The organism is Streptomyces avermitilis MA-4680 = NBRC 14893, from assembly GCF_000009765.2.
In the GTDB taxonomy this organism is placed as follows: domain Bacteria; phylum Actinomycetota; class Actinomycetes; order Streptomycetales; family Streptomycetaceae; genus Streptomyces; species Streptomyces avermitilis.
In genome coordinates this window covers 5,717,823-5,737,900 of record NC_003155.5, presented here as the reverse complement: position 1 = coordinate 5,737,900, position 20,078 = coordinate 5,717,823, and the positions used below count along the sequence as shown (strand labels likewise).

The 20,078-nt window shown below is 70.0% G+C and carries 17 protein-coding genes and 1 pseudogene; 9 read left to right on the top strand and 9 right to left on the bottom strand.

What is annotated here, in order from left to right:
- Positions 1 to 14: 14 nt before the first annotated feature.
- Positions 15 to 818, bottom strand: coding sequence for a hypothetical protein (locus SAVERM_RS24300; protein ID WP_037652361.1), 804 nt, complete (start codon positions 816 to 818; stop codon positions 15 to 17).
- Positions 819 to 1,338: 520 nt separating this feature from the next.
- Here SAVERM_RS24300 and SAVERM_RS24295 point away from each other — a divergent pair.
- From SAVERM_RS24295 to cseC, 5 genes are all read left to right on the top strand, one after another.
- A complete protein-coding gene (locus SAVERM_RS24295; protein WP_010986131.1) occupies positions 1,339 to 2,280 on the top strand; it encodes an HhH-GPD family protein in 942 nt (313 codons plus the stop codon).
- Between the two features lie 335 nt (positions 2,281 to 2,615).
- Complete coding sequence (locus tag SAVERM_RS24290) at positions 2,616 to 3,155, top strand: SigE family RNA polymerase sigma factor (RefSeq protein WP_010986130.1); 540 nt, start codon at positions 2,616 to 2,618, stop codon at positions 3,153 to 3,155.
- Positions 3,143 to 3,796 (top strand): lipoprotein CseA, encoded by a 654-nt coding sequence (locus tag SAVERM_RS24285; protein WP_037652360.1) that lies wholly within the window; start codon positions 3,143 to 3,145, stop codon positions 3,794 to 3,796. Before SAVERM_RS24290 ends, SAVERM_RS24285 begins: the two co-directional genes overlap by 13 nt.
- Before the next feature lie 43 nt (positions 3,797 to 3,839).
- Complete coding sequence (gene cseB / locus SAVERM_RS24280) at positions 3,840 to 4,547, top strand: two-component system response regulator CseB (protein ID WP_010986128.1); 708 nt, start codon at positions 3,840 to 3,842, stop codon at positions 4,545 to 4,547.
- Between the two features lie 8 nt (positions 4,548 to 4,555).
- A complete protein-coding gene (cseC, locus tag SAVERM_RS24275; RefSeq protein ID WP_010986127.1) occupies positions 4,556 to 6,019 on the top strand; it encodes a two-component system sensor histidine kinase CseC in 1,464 nt (487 codons plus the stop codon).
- Between the two features lie 186 nt (positions 6,020 to 6,205).
- Here cseC and SAVERM_RS24270 read toward each other — a convergent pair whose 3' ends face one another.
- A complete protein-coding gene (locus SAVERM_RS24270) occupies positions 6,206 to 7,819 on the bottom strand; it encodes an MDR family MFS transporter (RefSeq protein ID WP_010986126.1) in 1,614 nt (537 codons plus the stop codon).
- A 177-nt stretch (positions 7,820 to 7,996) separates the two neighbouring features.
- Here SAVERM_RS24270 and SAVERM_RS24265 point away from each other — a divergent pair, with 177 nt between their 5' ends.
- Positions 7,997 to 8,584: a TetR/AcrR family transcriptional regulator gene (locus SAVERM_RS24265; protein WP_037652358.1), complete on the top strand. Its 588-nt coding sequence runs from the start codon at positions 7,997 to 7,999 to the stop codon at positions 8,582 to 8,584.
- Positions 8,585 to 8,599: 15 nt separating this feature from the next.
- Here SAVERM_RS24265 and SAVERM_RS24260 read toward each other — a convergent pair whose 3' ends face one another.
- On the bottom strand, positions 8,600 to 9,211 hold the full coding sequence (locus tag SAVERM_RS24260; RefSeq protein WP_010986124.1) for a M23 family metallopeptidase: 612 nt from the start codon (positions 9,209 to 9,211) through the stop codon (positions 8,600 to 8,602).
- 386 nt (positions 9,212 to 9,597) lie between these two features.
- On the opposite strand from SAVERM_RS24260, the pseudogene SAVERM_RS45970 reads away from it, so the two are divergent.
- Both SAVERM_RS45970 and SAVERM_RS24250 read left to right on the top strand, forming a co-directional pair.
- A pseudogene (locus SAVERM_RS45970) lies at positions 9,598 to 9,888 on the top strand (NACHT N-terminal Helical domain 1-containing protein); the annotation flags it as partial.
- A 306-nt stretch (positions 9,889 to 10,194) separates the two neighbouring features.
- Complete coding sequence (locus SAVERM_RS24250; protein WP_010986122.1) at positions 10,195 to 13,314, top strand: NACHT domain-containing protein; 3,120 nt, start codon at positions 10,195 to 10,197, stop codon at positions 13,312 to 13,314.
- A 78-nt stretch (positions 13,315 to 13,392) separates the two neighbouring features.
- Here SAVERM_RS24250 and SAVERM_RS24245 read toward each other — a convergent pair whose 3' ends face one another.
- A complete protein-coding gene (locus SAVERM_RS24245; protein WP_010986121.1) occupies positions 13,393 to 15,918 on the bottom strand; it encodes an ATP-dependent Clp protease ATP-binding subunit in 2,526 nt (841 codons plus the stop codon).
- Positions 15,919 to 16,349: 431 nt separating this feature from the next.
- On the opposite strand from SAVERM_RS24245, the gene SAVERM_RS24240 reads away from it, so the two are divergent.
- Positions 16,350 to 17,051 (top strand): SCO3374 family protein, encoded by a 702-nt coding sequence (locus SAVERM_RS24240; RefSeq protein WP_010986120.1) that lies wholly within the window; start codon positions 16,350 to 16,352, stop codon positions 17,049 to 17,051.
- Here SAVERM_RS24240 and SAVERM_RS24235 read toward each other — a convergent pair.
- The 5 genes from SAVERM_RS24235 to SAVERM_RS24215 all read right to left on the bottom strand — a co-directional run bounded on the left by SAVERM_RS24235 (position 17,030) and on the right by SAVERM_RS24215 (position 19,813).
- On the bottom strand, positions 17,030 to 17,365 hold the full coding sequence (locus tag SAVERM_RS24235; RefSeq protein ID WP_010986119.1) for a histone-like nucleoid-structuring protein Lsr2: 336 nt from the start codon (positions 17,363 to 17,365) through the stop codon (positions 17,030 to 17,032). The two genes, SAVERM_RS24240 and SAVERM_RS24235, sit on opposite strands and share 22 nt — an antisense overlap.
- Positions 17,366 to 17,614: 249 nt before the next feature.
- On the bottom strand, positions 17,615 to 18,187 hold the full coding sequence (locus SAVERM_RS24230) for an amino-acid N-acetyltransferase (protein WP_042493499.1): 573 nt from the start codon (positions 18,185 to 18,187) through the stop codon (positions 17,615 to 17,617).
- A gap of 10 nt (positions 18,188 to 18,197) precedes the next feature.
- The gene (locus tag SAVERM_RS44880) at positions 18,198 to 18,731 is read right to left on the bottom strand and encodes a BlaI/MecI/CopY family transcriptional regulator (protein ID WP_010986117.1); all 534 of its coding nucleotides are present in this window, start codon (positions 18,729 to 18,731) and stop codon (positions 18,198 to 18,200) included.
- Positions 18,732 to 18,897: 166 nt separating this feature from the next.
- A complete protein-coding gene (locus SAVERM_RS24220; protein WP_010986116.1) occupies positions 18,898 to 19,077 on the bottom strand; it encodes a hypothetical protein in 180 nt (59 codons plus the stop codon).
- Positions 19,078 to 19,120: 43 nt separating this feature from the next.
- Entirely contained in the window at positions 19,121 to 19,813 is a 693-nt protein-coding gene (locus SAVERM_RS24215; RefSeq protein ID WP_037649163.1) for a hypothetical protein, read from the bottom strand.
- Between the last annotated feature and the right edge of the window lie 265 nt (positions 19,814 to 20,078).

The window sequence follows — 20,078 nt, the reverse complement described above, 5'->3', positions numbered from 1 at the left end:
GGTCGGCCCCCCGGCTAGTCCTTCGCCAGGACGAATGACGTCTGGGCCTTTTTGAAGCCCGGCGCCTTGGCCTCCACCAGGTACGTTCCCGCCGCGGCCGAACCGGCCGGAGGCGTGGCGCACTCGGGGGCACTGGGCTTGCGGTCCCACTTCACCGTGTACGTCGCGCTGTCGCCCGCCGGGACACGGAACAGGGCGCTTCCGGAGTCCTTGGGACAGTCGGCCGAGGACCAGATGTCGTTGTCGCCGTCGGCCTGCGTGATCGTCAATACCGAGTTCTTCGGGCCGAAATCGACCTTGCAGTCGCTGCCCGAGGAGTTCTTGGCGGTCAGCTCGAACGTCGGCGTCCGGTCGGGGGCGTACGAGTTACGGAGACTGCGCAGCGTCAACTTGACGATGCTCGCGGTGCAGTTGGGGAGGGTGGAACCGGCGGGCAGCTGACCGTCGGCACCGCCACCACCGTTGGATCCGTCGTCGGACCCTCCGGCCGCACCTCCCGAACCGCCGGACCCTGACCCCGAACCGGAGCCGGATTCCGACCCCGAACCCGAACCCGAGCCGTCCCCACTGCCCGACTCGTCGCGCCCGCCCGGGTGTTGGCTGATCGCGGGCCCGGAGCTGGACGGCCCGGGTGTGATCGAGGACGTGGGGTGCTTCCCGTTGGACCCGTCCGCGCCGTTCTTCCCGCCACCGCCGCCGGATCCCACCACCCACACGACGAGCAGTGCCAACAGACCGACCACGGACAGCAGAACGGCCCTCCGTCGCCAGTAGATGGAGGAGGGAAGCGGCCCGACCGGATTGCGCATAGATCCCACGGCGCAAACTCTACGAGAGATCGGCAGCGCAGCTCGCCCCACCCGCCGCCCCACACCTCAACTTTTTCCAGATCATCATCACGGTCGCGCCACGCCGACCACCGATCAACTGCCCGAGCGCCTGCCCTCTTTGGGGCGGACGCCACGCCGGGTGGGTGGAGGGGCGGGCGAGGAGGACAGAGGAAGCGCCGCGCCGCGACGGGCCCGCACACCGGCACGGCCCCACCCACCACGGTCCCAGCGCCCCACCACGGTCCCAGCGCCCCGACGCAACCGCACAGCCCCGCACCCGCCCCGCCCCGCCCCGCCCACGACACCCAGACACAGTCCCCACAGCCCCCACAGCCCCCACAGCCCCCACAGCCCCCACAGCCCCCACAGCCCCCACACGCAACGCCCCCGACGACGCCAGGACACCCCGGCACGGCCCGGCACCGCCCGCCCCACCCCGGCACACCCCCGACCCACCCCCGTCAGAACGCGAACCCACACCACCCCGCATGGCAGGATCGACTTCGCCATGACTGCACCCACGAAGCCCACGCCAAGCCAAAGCCCGAGCCCCACCTCCCCCGCCCCCGGCGCCCCAGGCGAGGCCCTGCACGCCCAGGTCATCGCATGGTTCGACGAGCACGCCCGTGACCTCCCGTGGCGCCGCCCCGACGCCGGCCCCTGGGGCGTGATGGTCAGTGAGTTCATGTTGCAGCAGACACCGGTCAACCGCGTGCTGCCCGTCTACGAGCAGTGGCTCGCCCGCTGGCCCCGCCCCGCCGACCTCGCCAAGGAGGCGCCCGGCGAAGCCGTCCGCGCCTGGGGCCGCCTCGGCTACCCCCGGCGCGCGCTGCGCCTGCACGGCGCCGCCGTCGCCATAACGGAACGCCACAACGGCGACGTACCCACGGAGCACGCCCAGCTGCTCGCGCTGCCCGGCATCGGCGAATACACCGCCGCGGCCGTCGCGTCGTTCGCCTACGGCCAGCGCCACGCCGTTCTCGACACCAACGTCCGCCGTGTCTTCGCCCGCGCCGTCACCGGTGTGCAGTACCCGCCCAACGCCACCACCGCAGCCGAGCGCAAGCTCGCCCGCGCGCTGCTCCCCGAGGACGAGAGCACCGCGTCCCGCTGGGCCGCCGCGTCCATGGAGCTCGGCGCGCTGGTCTGCACGGCGAAGAACGAGACCTGCCACCGCTGCCCGATCGCCGGCCAGTGCGCCTGGCGACTCGCGGGCAAGCCCGAGCACGACGGGCCGCCGCGCCGCGGCCAGACGTACGCCGGTACGGACCGTCAGGTCCGCGGCAGGCTCCTCGCCGTCCTGCGGGAAGCCGTGACCCCGGTTCCGCAGTCGGCGCTCGACCGCGTGTGGGACGAGCCGGTGCAGCGCGCCCGCGCCCTGGACGGCCTGGTCGCCGACGGCCTCGTCGAGCCCCTCCCCGGCGGCCTCTACCGCCTCCCCCACAGCTGAGTCCACCGACCGCCGGCCGTTCTTCACAGCCCATCGATTGCCGATACACAGCCCCCGGCCTTCGAAACACAGCCTCGCCCGCGACAAAAACCCCCAATTCCACCCCATCCGCCGCCCCGTCTTACCCCGTTCCTACATCCGTTACACAACCGACGGACAGCCGAGCGTTCGCCGCAGGCTGCCTCGGACAACCCCGTGACAACACCTCCGTAGCTTCATTGGCGTACCGCGGACGCCGCGGTGCGAGCGGCTTCGAAGCGAAAAGCCAGAAGCGCGGCAGCGATGAAGAGCCGACAGCGGACAGGTCGGAAACGGGGAACGGGAGGCGGTTGAACATGGCGCACGGCGAGGTGCTCGAGTTCGAAGAGTACGTACGTACCCGGCAGGACGCGCTGCTGCGCAGTGCACGCCGCCTGGTCCCGGACCCGGTCGACGCCCAGGACCTGCTCCAGACCGCTCTCGTACGGACGTACGGCCGCTGGGACGGGATCGCGGACAAGCGGCTGGCGGACGCGTACCTGCGCCGCGTAATGATCAACACGCGGACGGAGTGGTGGCGGGCCCGCAAGCTCGAGGAGGTCCCCACCGAGCAGCTCCCGGACGCGTCCGTCGACGACTCCACCGAGCAGCACGCGGACCGCGCCCTGCTGATGGACATCCTGAAGGTGCTCGCTCCGAAGCAACGCAGTGTCGTCGTGCTGCGACACTGGGAGCAGATGTCCACGGAGGAGACGGCCGCCGCGCTCGGCATGTCGGCCGGAACGGTCAAGAGCACGCTGCACCGGGCGCTCGCCCGGCTCCGCGAGGAGTTGGAGAGCCGCGACCTGGACGCACGCGCGCTGGAGCGTGAGGAGCGGGAGCGTTGCGCGGCCTAGGAACGGAGTCCCTGCGGGCCAGGGGCGCCCTCAAGGCGGCGATCGCGGCGGTGGCCGGGCTCGCCGTCCTCGGCCTTTCTGTCTCCGCCTGCGGCACCGGCGGCACCGGCGCCCGGGACGAGGGCCCGGCGGGCAGCGACTCGGTGGCGGCGGGCGCGGCCACCCCCACGGTCTCGCCCAGCAAGGCGCCCAAGTCCGTGGACGCGGTCAAGCTCGTCAAGGACGACCCGAAGGTCGGCGCGGCGGTCAAGCGCGCCCTGAAGCCGTGCGTCGCCGACGAGTACCCGGTCGACGTGTCGTACGGCGATCTGACCGGAGGGTCCGCGGACGACATCGTGGTCAACGTGATGACCTGCGGTGACGCGGTCGGCATCGGCTCGTACGTCTATCGCGAGCAGGGCCACTCGTACGAGAATGTGTTCAGGGCCGAGGAACCGCCGGTGTACGCGGAGATCGACCGGGGTGAGCTGGTGGTCACCCAGCAGATGTACGAGAAGGACGACCCGGTCTCCTATCCGTCCAGCGAGGAAGTGATCACCTACAGCTGGTCGGCGAACCGCTTCTCCGAGGAGTCCCGCACCCACACCGAGTACAGCAACGCGGTGGGCGGCACGGACTCGGCCACCCCGGCCCCCAACTGACGGCCCGCCCCCGGCCCCGACCGAAAGCAACTGAGAGCACCGGATGGCAGAGCAGACCCACGTCCTGTTCGTCGAGGACGACGACGTCATCCGCGAGGCCACCCAACTCGCGCTGGAGCGCGACGGCTTCGCGGTCACCGCCATGCCCGACGGCCTGTCGGGCCTGGAGGCGTTCCGCGCGAACCGCCCCGACATCGCCCTCCTCGACGTCATGGTCCCCGGGCTCGACGGCGTCTCGCTGTGCCGCCGCATCCGGGACGAGTCGACTGTGCCCGTGATCATGCTGTCCGCGCGCGCCGACTCGATCGATGTCGTGCTGGGCCTGGAGGCGGGCGCCGACGACTATGTGACCAAGCCCTTCGACGGAGCGGTCCTCGTCGCACGCATCCGCGCGGTGCTGCGCCGTTTCGGCCACGCGAGCGGGCCGAACTCCCGGCCGGCCGAGGACTCCTCGGCACCGGACGGCGGCGTGCTCACGTTCGGCGAACTGGAGATCGACACCGAGGGCATGGAGGTACGGCGGTCCGGACAGCCGGTGGCACTGACACCGACCGAGATGCGCCTGCTCCTCGAGTTCTCCTCGGCGCCCGGCACCGTACTGTCCCGCGACAAGCTGCTCGAACGTGTGTGGGACTACGGCTGGGGCGGTGACACCCGGGTCGTGGACGTCCATGTGCAGCGGCTGCGGACGAAGATCGGCCAGGACCGGATCGACACGGTCCGTGGCTTCGGCTACAAGTTGAAGGCCTGAGCAGGGGTATGCGGGGGAATCTTCGGCGCCCGGGTCCGGCCGGTACGGCGGGCCCGGGGCGCACGGGCATCCGCACCAGCGCCGACGGGGGACGCGCGCGCCCCCGGACCGGAGCGGGCACCGGCGTGCGCGCGGGCGTCCGGTCCGGTGTCGTAGGGGTCGGCGCGGGCATCCGCACCGGTGTGAGGTGGAAGATCAGCGCGGCGATCGCGCTGGTCGGCGCGCTGGTGGCGCTCGCACTGAGCCTGGTCGTGCACAACGCCGCGCGGGTGTCGATGCTGGACAACGCGCGTGACCTGGCGGACGAGCGCATCCAGGTCGCCGAGCGCATGTACGAGGCGGGCCGGGCCCAGAGCTTCGGGGTCAAGCTCGACGACCCGGCCATCCCGAGGGACCTGATGATGAAGGTCACGCAGGGCCGGCGGGCGACGTACGTGGCCGACGGGCCGCACGGCGTGCCGGACATCTGGGCCGCCGTACCGCTCAAGGACGGCCGGGTTCTCTCGCTGCACACCCGGTTCACGGACCGCAGCGCGGACATCATGAAGGACCTCGACCAGGCGCTGATCATCGGCTCGATCGCGGTCGTCTTCGGCGGCTCCGCGCTCGGTGTGCTCATCGGCGGCCAGCTGTCGCGGCGGCTGCGCAAGGCGGCGGCCGCGGCGAACCAGGTCGCCCAGGGCGAGCGCGACGTACGGGTGCGGGACGCCATCGGCGGTGTCGTACGCGACGAGACGGACGATCTCGCGCGGGCCGTGGACGCGATGGCGGACGCGCTCCAGCAGCGCATCGAGGCCGAGCGCCGGGTCACCGCCGACATCGCGCACGAGCTGCGCACTCCGGTGACCGGCCTGCTGACGGCCGCGGAGCTGCTGCCGCCCGGCCGCCCCACGGAGCTCGTCCGCGACCGGGCGCAGGCCATGCGCACGCTCGTCGAGGACGTCCTGGAGGTCGCGCGGCTCGACGGGGCGTCCGAGCGGGCCGAGTTGCAGGACATCATGCTCGGCGAGTTCGTGTCCCGGCGGGTGGCGGCGAAGGACGCGGACATCGAGGTGCGGGTGGTCCACGAGTCGGAGGTCACGACGGACCCGCGCCGTCTGGAGCGCGTGCTGTTCAACCTGCTCGCCAACGCGGCGCGGCACGGCAAGCCGCCGATCGAGGTCTCCGTCGAGGGCCGGGTGATCCGCGTGCGCGACCACGGTCCCGGTTTCCCCGAGGAACTGCTCGCCGACGGCCCCCGTCGCTTCCGTACGGGCAGCACGGACCGTGCCGGCCACGGGCACGGCCTCGGACTGACGATCGCGGCGGGCCAGGCGCGGGTGCTCGGCGCCCGGCTGACCTTCCGCAACGTACGCCCCGCGGGCGCCCCGGGCGACGTACCGGCCGAGGGCGCGGTGGCGGTGCTGTGGCTGCCGGAGCACGCACCGACGAACACCGGGAGCTTCCCGATGCTGCCACTGTCGGGCGGCTGAGCTGCCACTGTCGGGCGGCTGACAGCGGCCCGGTTCCGGGGCGAGCCCGGCACCGCTACGGGCCGCCGGCATCGCACCGCCCCACGGACCCCAGGTTCGCCACCGCCTCGCCCCGCCCCGGACAGGCGAAGACCCCCGGGGCGGACAACGCCGGGGGCCTTCGGACCGAGGTGGACGTGCGTCGGATCAGACGGACTCTGCCACCGTCTGCTTCGGCGGCACGTCACTCGCGGCGTCCCCAGCCGCGTCCTCGGCCGGCTTCTGCGGCCCCGCCCCCTTGAGCGGGACCTCCTTCACGAACACCGAGGCGACCAGCGCGACCACGGCGACCACCGAGCCCAGCAGGAACGCGGAGTGCGTACCGGCGGAGACCGCGTACTGGTACGCCTCCCGGGCCGCGACCGGCAGCTTCGCCAGGCTCGCCGCGTCCAGCTGCGCCGACTGCTCGGTCACCTTGGAGCCCAGCGCCCCGGCCCGCGCGGCCATCTCGTCCTCGACCCGCTGGTTGAACAGCGCGCCCATGATCGCGACGCCGAAGGACGAGCCGAGGGTCCGGAACAGCGTGGTCGAGGACGAGGCGACGCCCATGTCCTTCATCTCGACGCTGTTCTGCGCGACCAGCATGGTGATCTGCATCAGGCAGCCCATGCCCGCGCCGAGCACCGCCATGTACACACCGGAGGTGAACCGGCTGGTGTCCGTGTCCATCTGGGCGAGCAGGAACAGCCCCGCCGTCATCAGCACGCTGCCGACGATCGGGAAGACCTTGTACTTGCCGCTGTTGGTGGTGACCCGTCCGGCGACCATCGAGACGGCCAGCATCGCGCCGAGCATCGGCAGGAGCAGCAGCCCGGAGTTGGTCGCGGACGCGCCCTGCACCGACTGCTGGTACAGCGGCAGGAAGAGGACGGCGCCGAACATCACGAAGCCGGTGATGAAGCCGATGACGGACATCAGCGTGAAGTTGAGGCTGCGGAAGATGTGCAGCGGCATGACCGGCTCGGCCGCCTTGGTCTGCCAGAAGACGAAGCCCACGAGCGCGGCGACACCGATCCCGATGAGCTCCATGATCACGGCGGAGCCCCAGGCGTACTCGCTGCCGCCCCAGGTGGTGACGAGCACGATGGAGGTGATGCCGACGGTCAGCAGACCGGCGCCCAGGTAGTCGATCCGCGCCTGCGAGCGCTTCTTCGGCAGGTGCAGCACGGCGCTGACGGCGGCCAGCGCCACGGCGCCCAGCGGCAGGTTGATGTAGAACGACCAGCGCCAGCCCAGGTGGTCGGTGATGGTGCCGCCGACCAGCGGTCCGGCGATCATCGCGAGCGCCATCACACCGGCCATCATGCCCTGGTACTTGCCGCGCTCACGGGGCGGAATGAGATCCCCGATGATGGCCATGACGCCGACCATGAGCCCGCCGGCACCGAGGCCCTGAACGGCCCGGAACCCGATGAGCTGCCCCATGTCCTGGGCCATGCCGCTCAGCGCGGAGCCGATCAGGAAGATCACGATCGAGGTCATGAAGGCGCCCTTGCGCCCGTACATGTCGCCGATCTTGCCCCACAGCGGGGTGGAGGCGGCGGTCGCGAGGGTGTACGCGGTGACCACCCACGACAGGTGCTGGAGCCCGCCCAGTTCGCCCACGATGGTCGGCATCGCGGTGCCGACGATCATGTTGTCCAGCATCGCGAGCAGCATCGCGATCATGAGCGCGAGCAGTACGACCCGTACGCTGCGCGGCTGTTTCTCGGTGCCGACGGCGCTGTCGCCGCTGCCACCCGCTCCTGTGTTGTCCGCCACTTTCCCACTCCCCTAGGTGCCGCTGACCGTGCCGGCCTCTGCCCGAACTACTTACTTGCCGACCGGCAAGTTGACTACGCTGGGAAACTAGACCCGTAACTAGCCGGGCGTCAAGTAAGTTTAGCTTCACTAGTCGGGCGGCAAGTAAGTTTTCAGGGGAGCGCGAGGAGTACGAGGATGGGCGGCACCATGGACGGCACCAAGCGACAGCGCCGCGGGGACACCCGCCAGCGCATCCAGGACGTGGCCCTCGAACTCTTCTCCGAGCAGGGCTACGAGAAGACGTCACTGCGCGAGATCGCGGAGCACCTCGATGTCACGAAGGCGGCGCTCTACTACCACTTCAAGACCAAGGAAGAGATCCTCATCAGCCTCTTCGAGGACCTGACGAGGCCGCTGGACGAGCTGATCGACTGGGGCCGGCAGCAGCCACACACCCTGGAGACCAAGCAGCAGGTCCTGACCCGCTACAGCGAGGCCCTCACCGGCGCGGCGCCGCTCTTCCGTTTCATGCAGGAGAACCAGGCGACGGTGCGCGAACTGAGCGTCGGCGAGACGTTCAAGGACCGCATGCTCAGCATGCTCGACATCATCAGGGAGCCGGAGGCCGCGCTGACCGACCAGGTCCGCTGCGTCAGCGCGCTCTTCACGATGCACGCGGGGATGTTCGTCCTCAAAGACGTCGAAGGCGACCCCGAGGACAAGCGCAAGGCTGTCCTGGAGGTCGCGATCGACTTGGTGACCCAGGCGCACGGCGCCGCCTGAGTCCTCCGGGGCTCGTCAGACGGTGACGCCGTGGGCCCGGAGGAAGGCGACGGGGTCGATGCCGGACCCGTAGTTCGGGGTCGTACGGATCTCGAAGTGCAGGTGCGGGCCGCTGGAGTTACCGGTGTTGCCGGAGAGCGCGATGTGCTGACCGGTGGCGACGACCTGCCCGATCCGCACGTCGATGCGCGACAGATGGGCGTACTGGGAGTAGGTGCCGTTGCCGTGCTTGATGACGATGGCGTTGCCGTACGCGGGACCGTCACCGGCGCCGTTGCCGCCGGCCTTGACGACGGTGCCGCCGTGCGCGGCGAGGACCTCGGTACCGCTGGGCACGGCGAAGTCCTGACCGGAGTGCTTGTGGGCCCACATGCCGCCGGCCTGGTTGAAGCCCGCGGAGAGCGCGTACTTCTTGACCGGGTCGATCCAGGAGGCGGAGGGCGCCTTCTTGGCCGCGGCGGCCTGGGTCTGCACGGCACCGGCCGCACTGGCGTGGAGCCCGGTGTCGGCGGCGGACGCGACCCCGGCGCCCAGCACGGCCGAGGCCCCCAGGCCCACGGCCAGGGCGGCCGCACGCTTACGGATCAGGGACGTACGGGAGAGACGGGACGTGACGCGCTTCGACATGGATACCTCGTGATGACGGGGGCGGGGGCACAAGAAACCACCCGGCGATCGACGTACTCGCCGCGTGGACCATCCCTTGGTAACCCCTCCCCCCACAGACCCCCAAACCTGTGATCTACGACGAAAGCTCGTAGTTCGCCCGAAAACTTACGACCCTTGACAGAACGGACATTCGGCATACAACCCGGTCAGCACCATGGGAACCCCACCCGGGACTCTGGGTCGAAAGTCCTTTTTGCCCGTCTATGCGCATCCACTATTCGGCCTAGTACCGGACAAATCGCCTGTGCGCCATGTCACCAGCCGCCAAGATCAGGGGACTTGGCAATGTGACGCGGGCTACTCTGACTGCCCTGCTTCGGGACGGTGTTCAGGGGGAACGGCAGATGGATCCCGTGGTCCTCGGCACGCGGCCGGCCTCGAGCCTCGTCGCACCGCTGGTGAAGAAGCTCTTCGTACGCGAGGCGCCCGGCGCGGGCCCGGTGGACCGGCCGGTACGCCTGTCCGCTCTGGTCTCCTTCCGCGGCGAGCAGCGGTCGCCGGCGGAGAAGGGCGTGGCGAAACTCGCCGCGCGGCTCGTCCGGGAGGCGGTGGACTCACCGGGCGAGCGCCCGTTCCCGCCGGACGAGAAGACGGCGGTCACGGACGTCCGCAGCCGCAGGCTCCTCGCCCTCGGGGTGCGCAATTCCGGACAGCGGACGGCGCCGCGCGGCATCGGGCCACGGTCCGGGGCCAGGTTCAACGGCGAGTACGAGACGCACGACATGCTGTCGGTCCTCGCCCCGGAGGTGCTGACCAGCCCCCTCCGGCTGCGGGAGCTGACCCCGCGGGGAGTCGGCGGTCTCGCCGGGCTCCGCGCGCTCACCACGTTGCGTCTGCACGGCGCACGTCACCGTCGCCGAAACCGAGTGATGCCCGCATGCCGTCGGCTGACCCACAATTGATCACCTTCGACCGACCCACCATGCCCGCGGGGGAGCGACATGGAAGCAGCGTCCATCGGCGTCAAGCTGGCCTCGAGCGTGGTCACCCCGCTCGTCAAGAAGCTCTTCGTGGCCGAGGGGCCGGGAGCCGGGCTCGTCGAAAAGCCCGTACGCGTATCGGAGTTCGTGTCGTTCAAGGGTGAGAAACGCGCCCTCGCCGAGAAGGAACTCACCAAGCTCGCGGCCGAGTTGGTCCGGAGAGCCGTCAAGTCGGAGGGCGAGCGGCCGCTCCCGGTGGACGAGGAGCCCGCCGTCGTGCACGCCCTCGCCCGCACCCTGCACTCCCTCGGCGACCTCGACATGACGGACGTACAGGCCGTGCGGCTCGGTCACCAGACCCTCGCCCTGCATCTGCGGGTCGCGAGCGAGGCCCCCGACCGCCATCTCTCCCTCGACGCCACCCTCTTCTACGAGCGTCTCCTCGAAAACGCCTGCCTGCACATCCTGCACTTCTTCACCCAGCGCTCCACCTTTGTGGCCCGCACGCTCGTCGAGCAGACCCGGCGGCAGAGCGAACTCATCGCGAAGATCGACGAGTTGATCGCCCGGACTCCCCCGACCGGCGGCACGGACCCCTCCTTCGAGGAGCGCTATCTCGCCTACGTCGCCACCAAGCACAGCCGCCTCACCATCTACGGCATCGACCTCGTGAACTCCCCCGAGCGCTGGCCCCTCGACGCCGCCTACCTCAGCATCCAGGCACTGCGTCCCGCGGAGGACAACGACACCACCGCCGGAATCGCCGCCCCCCACACCACCCTGCCCGCCGAACAGGCATTCGCGGAGCACGACTTGGTGCTGCTGCGCGGTGTCGCCGGTTCCGGCAAGACCACGCTCGTGCAGTGGCTGGCCGTGACCACGGCCCGGGGGGAGCGCGGCGACCGCGTTCCGTTCGTGCTGCCGCTGCGGAGCCTCGTACGGCGGCCCGGCGGACTGCCCGCCCCCGACGGCTTCCTCGACGCCGTCCGCGTCCCCTTCCACGCCACCCAGCCGGACGGCTGGGCGGACCGGGTGCTGAGCGCCCGGCGCGGGCTGCTCCTCGTCGACGGGATCGACGAGATACCCGAGCGGGAACGGGAGCGGACCCGGCGATGGCTGCGCGAGCTGCTGGACGTCTACCCCGGCAACCAGTGGCTGGTGACCTCCCGCCCCTCCGCCGTGCGTGAGAACTGGCTCACCCCGGACGGCTTCACCGAACTCATGCTCTCCCCCATGGACCGCGACGACGTCGCCGCGTTCGTCCGCCGCTGGCACACCGCCGCCCGCATCGACGCCTCCGACACCGAACGCCTCGACGGCTACGAACGCTCGCTCCTCGACGCCGTCGGGACCAAGCCCGCCCTCGGCCGCCTCGCCACCAACCCCCTGATGTGCGGGCTCATCTGCGCCCTGCACCGCGACCGGCGCGGCTATCTGCCGCACGGACGGCAGGAGTTGTACGACGCCGCCCTGTCGATGCTGCTGTCGCGCCGCGACGAGGAGCGGGACATGTTCCTGCCGGGCCAGGACCACGGCATCCACCTCACCGAGCTCCCCCAGATCCAGCTCCTCCAGCGCCTCGCCTACTGGCTCATCCGCAACAACCAGTCCGAGATGGACCGGGAGCGCGCGCAGCGGATCGTGGCCGACGTCCTGCCGTCCCTGCCGTCCGCCGCCGCACAGGGCGACGCCGAGCAGATCCTGCGCCACCTCCTCGTCCGCAGCGGCCTGCTGCGCGAACCCGCCCTCGGCACCGTCGAGTTCGTCCACCGCACCTTCCAGGACTATCTGGGAGCGAAGGCCGCGGTCGAGGACGGCGACTTCGGGATGCTCGTCCGCAATGCCGTCGACGAGCAGTGGGCGGACGTCATCCGGATGGCGGTGGCGCATGCACGGCCGCGTGAACGGGCCCAGCTGCTGGGCGACTTGAGCGAGACGGCGGGGCGGCTCGACGAACCGGCCGGCACCCGCGTACGGCTCCTCGCGCTCGCCTCCCTGGAACACGCGACGGAACTCGACCCGCGTATCCGAGCCGTCGTGGAGGGGAACGCCGCCCCGCTCATCCCTCCTCGTACGTCGCAGGAGGCCCGCGCGCTCGCCCAGGCCGGGCCGCTCGTCCTGGAACTCCTCCCCGGGCCCGACGGACTCACCGACGCCGAGGCGCGGGCCGTGGTCGTCACCGCCTCCCTGGTCGGTACGGACGCCGCCATCCCCGTGCTGGCCCGCTTCCGCTCGCACCCCTCCCTGCCGGTACGGGCCCAGCTGACGTGGACCTGGCACCGGTTCGACACGGAGCGGTACGCGGAGGAGGTCATCGCCCATCTCCGGCCGGAGGGGCTGTACTTCACCGCGCAGTCGGCCTCCGAACTGCGGGTACTGCGCGAACTGGGCGGACCGTCCCTGCTCCAGCTCGTCGGCGACATCGACCCGGCCGACATCCGCTCCGCCCTCCGCCCCGGCCAGCTGCGCGAGCTCGTCGTACGCGACAATCGTGGCCTGCGTGACCTGCGGTTCCTGTCGGACCAGGGCCGGCTCACCCGCCTGGACCTCAGCGGTCTCCCCCTCGACGACCTGACACCGCTCGCCGAGCTGCCCCTCACCTGGCTGTCGCTCGCCCTGCTGCCGGGCCTCGAAGCACCGGACTCCCTGAGCCCCCTGTCCGGCTCGTCCACCCTGAACTCGCTCGACATCGGCATCCCCCTGCGCACCGACTCCCTCGACGCGGCTCTCCCCAGGGAACTGCCCCTGGAATATCTACGATTCACCAGGAACGCGCTCGCGTTCACCAGACTGCGCGGCCTGCGCCACAGGCACTCGGTGAAGACGCTGAGCCTCGCCAACCTTCCGGTAAGGCTCACCCCTCCGGAGTTCGCGGAGATCACCCGGCTGCCCGCGCTGGAGGAATTGCGCGTCAACTGGAATGCGACCGGGTGGGAGGCGGGCCCGGTTCTCCCACGCGTCACCCGTCTGCGGCTCAACAAGTTCTCCGGCAATGAGGACCTGACGAAAGCACCCGGTCTCTTTCCGGGGGTGCGTACGGTCACCCTTCACCTCGCTCCGGACGTGACCGGCGTACCGGACCACGTCCTCGGGCTCTTCCCGAGCCGTCCCGTCATCGAGAGGACCGACAGCGTGCTGTGAGCACGGCCCACGAAAAAAAGGGGCGGCCCCGGGACCGAAGTCCCAGGGCCACCCCTTGGTGCCGCGAACCCCGGAGGGTTACGCGTCCTTGCTCAGGTTCGGACCGGCGCCGCCGGCCGCCTGCTCGATCGGGGGGACGTCGGGCAGGGCCGACTTCTCCTCGCCACGGAAGGTGAAGGTCTTGGTCTCGCCCTCGCCCTCCGTGTCGACGACCACGATGTGGCCCGGACGCAGCTCCCCGAAGAGGATCTTCTCGGAGAGGGTGTCCTCGATCTCGCGCTGGATCGTGCGGCGCAGCGGCCGCGCGCCCAGAACGGGGTCGTAACCCTTCTTCGCGAGCAGTTCCTTCGCGGACTGGGCGAGTTCGATGCCCATGTCCCGGTCCTTGAGGCGCTCGTCGACCTTGGTGATCATCAGGTCGACGATCCGGAGGATGTCGTCCTGGGTGAGCTGCGGGAAGACGACCACGTCGTCGACGCGGTTGAGGAACTCGGGGCGGAAGTGCTGCTTGAGCTCGTCCGCGACCTTGTTCTTCATGCGCTCGTAGTTGGACTTCGTGTCGCCCTGGGCGGCGAAGCCCAGGTTGAAGCCCTTGGAGATGTCCCGGGTGCCGAGGTTGGTCGTCATGATGATGACCGTGTTCTTGAAGTCCACGACCCGGCCCTGGGAGTCGGTCAGACGACCGTCCTCCAGGATCTGGAGCAGCGAGTTGAAGATGTCCGGGTGGGCCTTCTCGACCTCGTCGAACAGGACGACGGAGAACGGCTTGCGGCGGACCTTCTCGGTCAGCTGCCCGCCCTCTTCGTAGCCCACGTAGCCGGGAGGCGAACCGAACAGACGCGAGACCGTGTGCTTCTCGCTGAACTCCGACATGTCGAGGGAGATCAGCGCGTCCTCGTCACCGAACAGGAACTCGGCGAGCGCCTTGGACAGCTCGGTCTTACCGACACCGGACGGGCCCGCGAAGATGAACGAACCACCCGGCCGCTTCGGGTCCTTCAGACCCGCACGCGTACGACGGATCGCCTTCGAGAGCGCCTTGACGGCGTCCTTCTGGCCGATGACCCGCTTGTGGAGCTCGTCCTCCATGCGCAGCAGGCGCGAGGACTCCTCCTCGGTCAGCTTGAAGACCGGGATGCCGGTGGCGGTCGCGAGGACCTCGGCGATCAGCTCGCCGTCGACCTCGGCGACGACGTCCATGTCGCCGGCCTTCCACTCCTTCTCCCGCTTGGCCTTCGCGGCCAGGAGCTGCTTCTCCTTGTCGCGGAGAGAAGCCGCCTTCTCGAAGTCCTGCGAGTCGATCGCGGACTCCTTGTCGCGGCGCACGCCCGCGATCTTCTCGTCGAACTCGCGCAGGTCCGGCGGCGCGGTCATCCGGCGGATCCGCATCCGGGAACCCGCCTCGTCGATCAGGTCGATCGCCTTGTCCGGGAGGAAGCGGTCCGAGATGTAACGGTCCGCGAGCGTCGCGGCCTGGACGAGAGCCTCGTCCGTGATGGAGACGCGGTGGTGTGCCTCGTAACGGTCGCGCAGGCCCTTGAGGATCTCGATCGTGTGGGGGAGGGAAGGCTCCGCCACCTGGATCGGCTGGAAGCGGCGCTCGAGGGCCGCGTCCTTCTCGAGGTGCTTGCGGTATTCGTCGAGTGTGGTGGCGCCGATGGTCTGCAGCTCACCGCGGGCCAGCATCGGCTTCAGGATCGAAGCCGCGTCGATGGCGCCCTCGGCGGCACCCGCACCGACGAGCGTGTGCAGCTCGTCGATGAACAGGATGATGTCGCCGCGGGTGCGGATCTCCTTCAGCACCTTCTTCAGGCGCTCCTCGAAGTCACCGCGGTAGCGGGAACCGGCGACCAGCGCACCCAGGTCCAGGGTGTAGAGGTGCTTGTCCTTGAGGGTCTCGGGCACCTCGCCCTTGACGATCGCCTGAGCGAGGCCCTCGACGACGGCGGTCTTGCCGACACCGGGCTCACCGATCAGGACCGGGTTGTTCTTCGTACGGCGGGACAGCACCTGCATGACCCGCTCGATCTCCTTCTCGCGCCCGATGACCGGGTCGAGCTTGGACTCACGAGCGGCCTGGGTGAGATTCCGGCCGAACTGGTCGAGGACCAGGGACGTGGAGGGGGTGCCCTCGGCAGGACCGCCGGCGGCGGCGGTCTCCTTGCCCTGGTAACCGGAGAGCAGCTGGATGACCTGCTGCCGCACCCGGTTGAGGTCTGCGCCCAGCTTGACCAGGACCTGGGCGGCGACACCCTCGCCCTCACGGATCAGGCCGAGCAGGATGTGCTCCGTGCCGATGTAGTTGTGGCCCAGCTGAAGGGCCTCGCGGAGCGACAGCTCCAGGACCTTCTTGGCACGGGGAGTGAAGGGGATGTGCCCGGACGGGGCCTGCTGGCCCTGGCCGATGATCTCCTCCACCTGCTGGCGGACCGCCTCGAGCGAAATCCCGAGGCTCTCCAGGGCCTTAGCGGCGACACCCTCACCCTCGTGGATCAGGCCCAGGAGGATGTGCTCGGTGCCGATGTAGTTGTGGTTGAGCATCCGGGCTTCTTCCTGAGCCAGGACGACAACCCGCCGCGCGCGGTCGGTGAACCTCTCGAACATCGTTAATCGCTCCTCAGAGCGGTCAGGCAGTGAGGGGACGCTCCCCTCGCTGTCCTTCCGCAGCTTAGTCCCGCAAGCGGGGACCGCTCATTCCAACTGCCGACACCGTCCTTGGCCTCCTGACCCCGAACGCCGACATCTGCTCCAACCTGATGGTGCGAGACGATGTTCCCGCAGGCCAGGCAGATACCCTCACCATCAGTACGCCGACGGCGAACGCGAGACGCCCTTATCTGCGTGTCGCCCCCTCCCACTAGGGATGTCTTACCCGTACGCACTGACACTCCCATGCCGCGCGCCCCGGTTCCCTCCGCTATGGGCGAACATCCTTGCGCCGCCGAACGCCCCCGGGCGTCCTCCTTTTCGGCACTCTGTGCATCCAAAGGACCACCCAGCGTAACTCTCAGGGGTTTCGGACGGTTGCTCTTGGCATGGTCCACACCGTGCCTCTCCCGCGCAGGCCGTTCGCCCCGGTTGACCCGGGTCGTCCCGACGGTCCCGACGGCCCCGGGGATCTCGGTGGTGCGGGGGTTCCGGGTGGTCCAGGGGTTCCGGGTGGCGCGGGGTTTCCGGGCGGTCCCGGCGGGCCGGGCGGTCGCGTGCGGCAGTGGTACGAGCACGAGCTGGGCTGGGTCACCATGCCCGGCCTGCCGCTGAGGCTGGCCACAGGCCTGCGCTTCGACGTCCTGGACGTGCCCGCCGCGGCGGGATTCCCGGCGCTGCGGCACCTGGGGCCCGCCACCCCGGTGGCTCTTCAGGGAGACCGGATGCGGCTGCTCGTGGCCGCGGGCAGCGCGGACGAACTACCGGGGCTGCTGGACTGGCTGGAGTGGGGCGCGCTGCCCCTGGACCTCACGGCGATCGGTACAGGCGGGCACATCGAGGCGCCCCGGCCGTCGGGCCTCAACGGGTCCCGGCCGCTCCCCCTGGGCCGGGCCGGTTCACAGGGGGCCGCCGTCTGGCTGCGGCCCCCCGAGCCGGGGTGCGAAGTGGAAGCCTCGCTGCCGACGCTGTCGGCCGTGGGGGGCGATGGTGATGCCCCCGACCTCGTACGACTGGTGGACACGATGGCGACGCAATGCCACCGGATCCGGCTGCGGCGCTCGTGCGCTCAGCCGTTGGCCTTCTCGTAGGCCTCACGAATGGACGCCGGAACTCGGCCACGGTCGTTGACCTCGTAACCGTTCTCCTTCGCCCAAGCGCGGATCTGCGCGGTGTCCTGGCTGCCGCCGGAAGCGACCCGCGCCTTTCCACGTCCACCCGAAGCACGGCCTCCGGTGCGACGGCCGCCCTTCACGTAGGGCTCGAGAAGGCCACGAAGCTTGTCCGCATTGGCGGTCGTGAGATCGATCTCGTACGTCTTGCCGTCCAGCGCGAACGTCACGGTCTCGTCGGCCTCGCCACCGTCGAGGTCGTCGACAAGAAGGACCTGAACCTTCTGTGCCACCGGATTTCCTTTCATCGATAACTTCAGGGCCGAGGGCCTGCGGCGTACGCCGCTGTTTCGAGTCCCCTGTTATATGCAGTACTGCAGTACGTCGGAAAGCAAACCGCTTTTGCGGGAAAAACACAAACCCCTGGGAGAGACCGACAGGCCACAGGAAGACCGGAAACATGCGCGTTTCGGACATAGGGAGCCTGGGCAGGGCGGTCCGGCGGAATACCCGTCGAGGATCCCTTGCGGATCGCCCGACGATCACAGATGCAGAAGCATCCGGCTGTTGCCCAAGGTGTTCGGTTTCACTCGTTCGAGACCGAGGAACTCTGCTACGCCCTCGTCATAGGAACGCAGCAGCTCGGCGTAGACATCGGTGTCAACGGGCGTCTCTCCGATCTCCACGAAGCCGTGCTTCCCGAAGAAGTCCACTTCGAAGGTCAGACAGAAAACACGGCGAACACCCAGCCAGCGGGCGGTCTGCAGCAACTTGCCCAGCAACTGGTGACCGACGCCGAGCCCCTTGGCGTCCGGGTTCACCGCAAGAGTGCGGACTTCCGCGAGGTCTTCCCACATCACATGGAGCGCGCCGCAGCCGAGGACCTCGGCGTTGTCATCCCGTTCCGCGACCCAGAACTCCTGGATGTCCTCGTAAAGCGTCACCGTCGCTTTGTCGAGCAGGATGCCGCGTCGGACGTACGAGTCGAGGAGGCGGCGCACCGCCGGGACATCGCTGGTCCTGGCCCGCCGGACGGTGATGGCTTTTGCGCTGACTTCGGGGGCGCGCTCTGCGGGCTTCTCCACGGGATGCTCCGCGGGGCTCTCTGCTGGCATGAGCGGGACGCTATCGCCCGGGGTCGCCCTCGGCGGAGGCGGGGTTCTCGGCGACGATCCCCTCCGGGTTCCGGCCCTGGTTCTCGTCCGCCTTCTCGTCCGCCTTCTCGTCCGGGTTCCGGCCGGCCTTCCCGGCCGCCTTCTCGTCCGGGTTCTCGTCCCTGTTCTCGGCCTGCTTCTCAGTGGCGCGGGCGAAGGTTTCGTGTGATTCGGCGGCTTCGGGGCCTTGTGCGATGCGCATGGCGTCGCGGAGCGCCTGCCGCTGTTCCTCGCTCATCATGCCGAAGAAGGCGACGAGTGCGGCGGCCGGGTTGTCGCTCTGCGACCAGGCGTCGTTCATCAGCGCGGCCGCGTAGGCGGCACGGGTGGAGACCGCCTCATATCGATAGGCCCGGCCTTCCGCTTCGCGGCGTACCCAGCCCTTCTGATGGAGATTGTCCAAAACGGTCATCACCGTGGTGTAGGCGATGGACCGTTCCCGCTGAAGATCTTCCAGGACTTCTCGAACGGTCACCGGGCGGTTCCACTTCCACACCCGCGTCATGACCGCGTCTTCGAGTTCTCCCAATGGGCGAGGCACTCTCAGCACAATAGTGGGAGATGTCACCAATGGCATGGCGGACGTGCGCTTTCAGCGATAAACAGCAACAAAAAGGGCGTACGACTCGAAAAGCATATGAGTCGTACGCCGATGAGGCGGGCGGGGTGGGTCAGACGCCGGTGTCACCGGAGGCCTGGCGGGCGCTGTCCGCGCGCGCGAGGGTCGCGTCGACGAACGCGTCCTCCTTGGCCTTGTTGGCACCGCCCTGGCTCTTCACGATCGTCACGATCAGACCGATGAAGAACACGGCCATCACAACGGGGGGCACGAGCGCGGAGACGTAGTCCATGCCCCCAGAGTAGCCAGGGCCGGACGGTGCCGGTCGGTTGGGGCTAGCCCGCCGCGAGTTGGTGTGGGGGGTTCGCGGGTGGGACCTGGGGGACGGGTGGAGCGGCGGTGGCGGGCGGGCCGGGCTTGCGCTTCGGAGGGAAGACCTCGCCCGGGGTGGGGATGGGCCGGTCGGGTCGGGGGGTCTTCTGCGGCGTGGGCTTGGGGGTGGGGGCCGGGGCGGGCTTCTCCGCCGGCTTTCCGTCCGGGCCTTCGGCCGCGCGGCCGCCCGGGAGGGCGAGGAGGCGGGTGCGGGAGGCGGGGATGGAGAGGGAGAGGGGGGCGGCGGCAGGGCGGGCGTCGGTGGGGCTTGTGGACGCCGTCGGGCGGGTGGCCGGGCGGGCGCGTACGCCACGCTCGGCCAGGATGCGGCAGCGGTACAGCAGGGCGGCTGCGGCGGGGTTGCCGCGCAGGGCGCGGAGGGCGGCGAGGTCGTCCGGGGTCGGGCGGTAGCCGGCGTCGAGAGCGTCCTGGAGGAGGGGAAGGAAGCCGCTGACCGTGCCGGGCAGGGCGGCGCGGTAGCGGGCGAGGTCGGCGAGCAGGAAGGCCCTGAGACGGGCGCTCTCGCGGGCCGCCTCGTCGACGGACTCGGCGAGGCGGAGGCAGTCCTGCACGTCCTCGGCGGAGGCTGAGCCGGGGTGGAGGGCGAGGGCGAGGGAGCGGCGGAGCACACGCAGCTCCTCCGCACCGAACGCCATGCCGCCGCGGGATCCGTATGGCGTGGGCATGCAGTGACCGTACGCGCTAATCAGACAAAAGAGGCACAGGGGGCAGGCGTGGCGCGTCCGGGCCACCCGTACGGTGCGTCCGGGTGGCGGTGCGTGGTGCGGCGTGGGTGGCGGTGCGTGGTGCGGCGTGGGTGGGGGCCGTGGCTGTTGCGGGTGACCGCGGGCGGTGCCCTCCGGACGGGGACCGGTGCCCTGGTCGGCGGGGATGGTGGGGGCGGCGCCCTGACCGGAGAGG

What these genes read in the sequence shown, in the direction of transcription:
- SAVERM_RS24230 (WP_042493499.1), bottom strand. Translation starts at nt 18,187, where the DNA reads ATGCCAGCAGAGAGCCCCGCGGAGCATCCCGTGGAGAAGCCCGCAGAG.
- SAVERM_RS44880 (WP_010986117.1), bottom strand. Translation starts at nt 18,731, where the DNA reads ATGACGCGGGTGTGGAAGTGGAACCGCCCGGTGACCGTTCGAGAAGTC.
- SAVERM_RS24250 (WP_010986122.1), top strand. Translation starts at nt 10,195, where the DNA reads ATGGAAGCAGCGTCCATCGGCGTCAAGCTGGCCTCGAGCGTGGTCACC.
- cseC (WP_010986127.1), top strand. Translation starts at nt 4,556, where the DNA reads ATGCGGGGGAATCTTCGGCGCCCGGGTCCGGCCGGTACGGCGGGCCCG.
- SAVERM_RS24245 (WP_010986121.1), bottom strand. Translation starts at nt 15,918, where the DNA reads ATGTTCGAGAGGTTCACCGACCGCGCGCGGCGGGTTGTCGTCCTGGCT.
- SAVERM_RS24220 (WP_010986116.1), bottom strand. Translation starts at nt 19,077, where the DNA reads ATGGACTACGTCTCCGCGCTCGTGCCCCCCGTTGTGATGGCCGTGTTC.
- SAVERM_RS24290 (WP_010986130.1), top strand. Translation starts at nt 2,616, where the DNA reads ATGGCGCACGGCGAGGTGCTCGAGTTCGAAGAGTACGTACGTACCCGG.
- SAVERM_RS24240 (WP_010986120.1), top strand. Translation starts at nt 16,350, where the DNA reads ATGGTCCACACCGTGCCTCTCCCGCGCAGGCCGTTCGCCCCGGTTGAC.
- SAVERM_RS24215 (WP_037649163.1), bottom strand. Translation starts at nt 19,813, where the DNA reads ATGGCGTTCGGTGCGGAGGAGCTGCGTGTGCTCCGCCGCTCCCTCGCC.
- SAVERM_RS24260 (WP_010986124.1), bottom strand. Translation starts at nt 9,211, where the DNA reads ATGTCGAAGCGCGTCACGTCCCGTCTCTCCCGTACGTCCCTGATCCGT.
- SAVERM_RS24265 (WP_037652358.1), top strand. Translation starts at nt 7,997, where the DNA reads ATGGGCGGCACCATGGACGGCACCAAGCGACAGCGCCGCGGGGACACC.
- SAVERM_RS24295 (WP_010986131.1), top strand. Translation starts at nt 1,339, where the DNA reads ATGACTGCACCCACGAAGCCCACGCCAAGCCAAAGCCCGAGCCCCACC.
- cseB (WP_010986128.1), top strand. Translation starts at nt 3,840, where the DNA reads ATGGCAGAGCAGACCCACGTCCTGTTCGTCGAGGACGACGACGTCATC.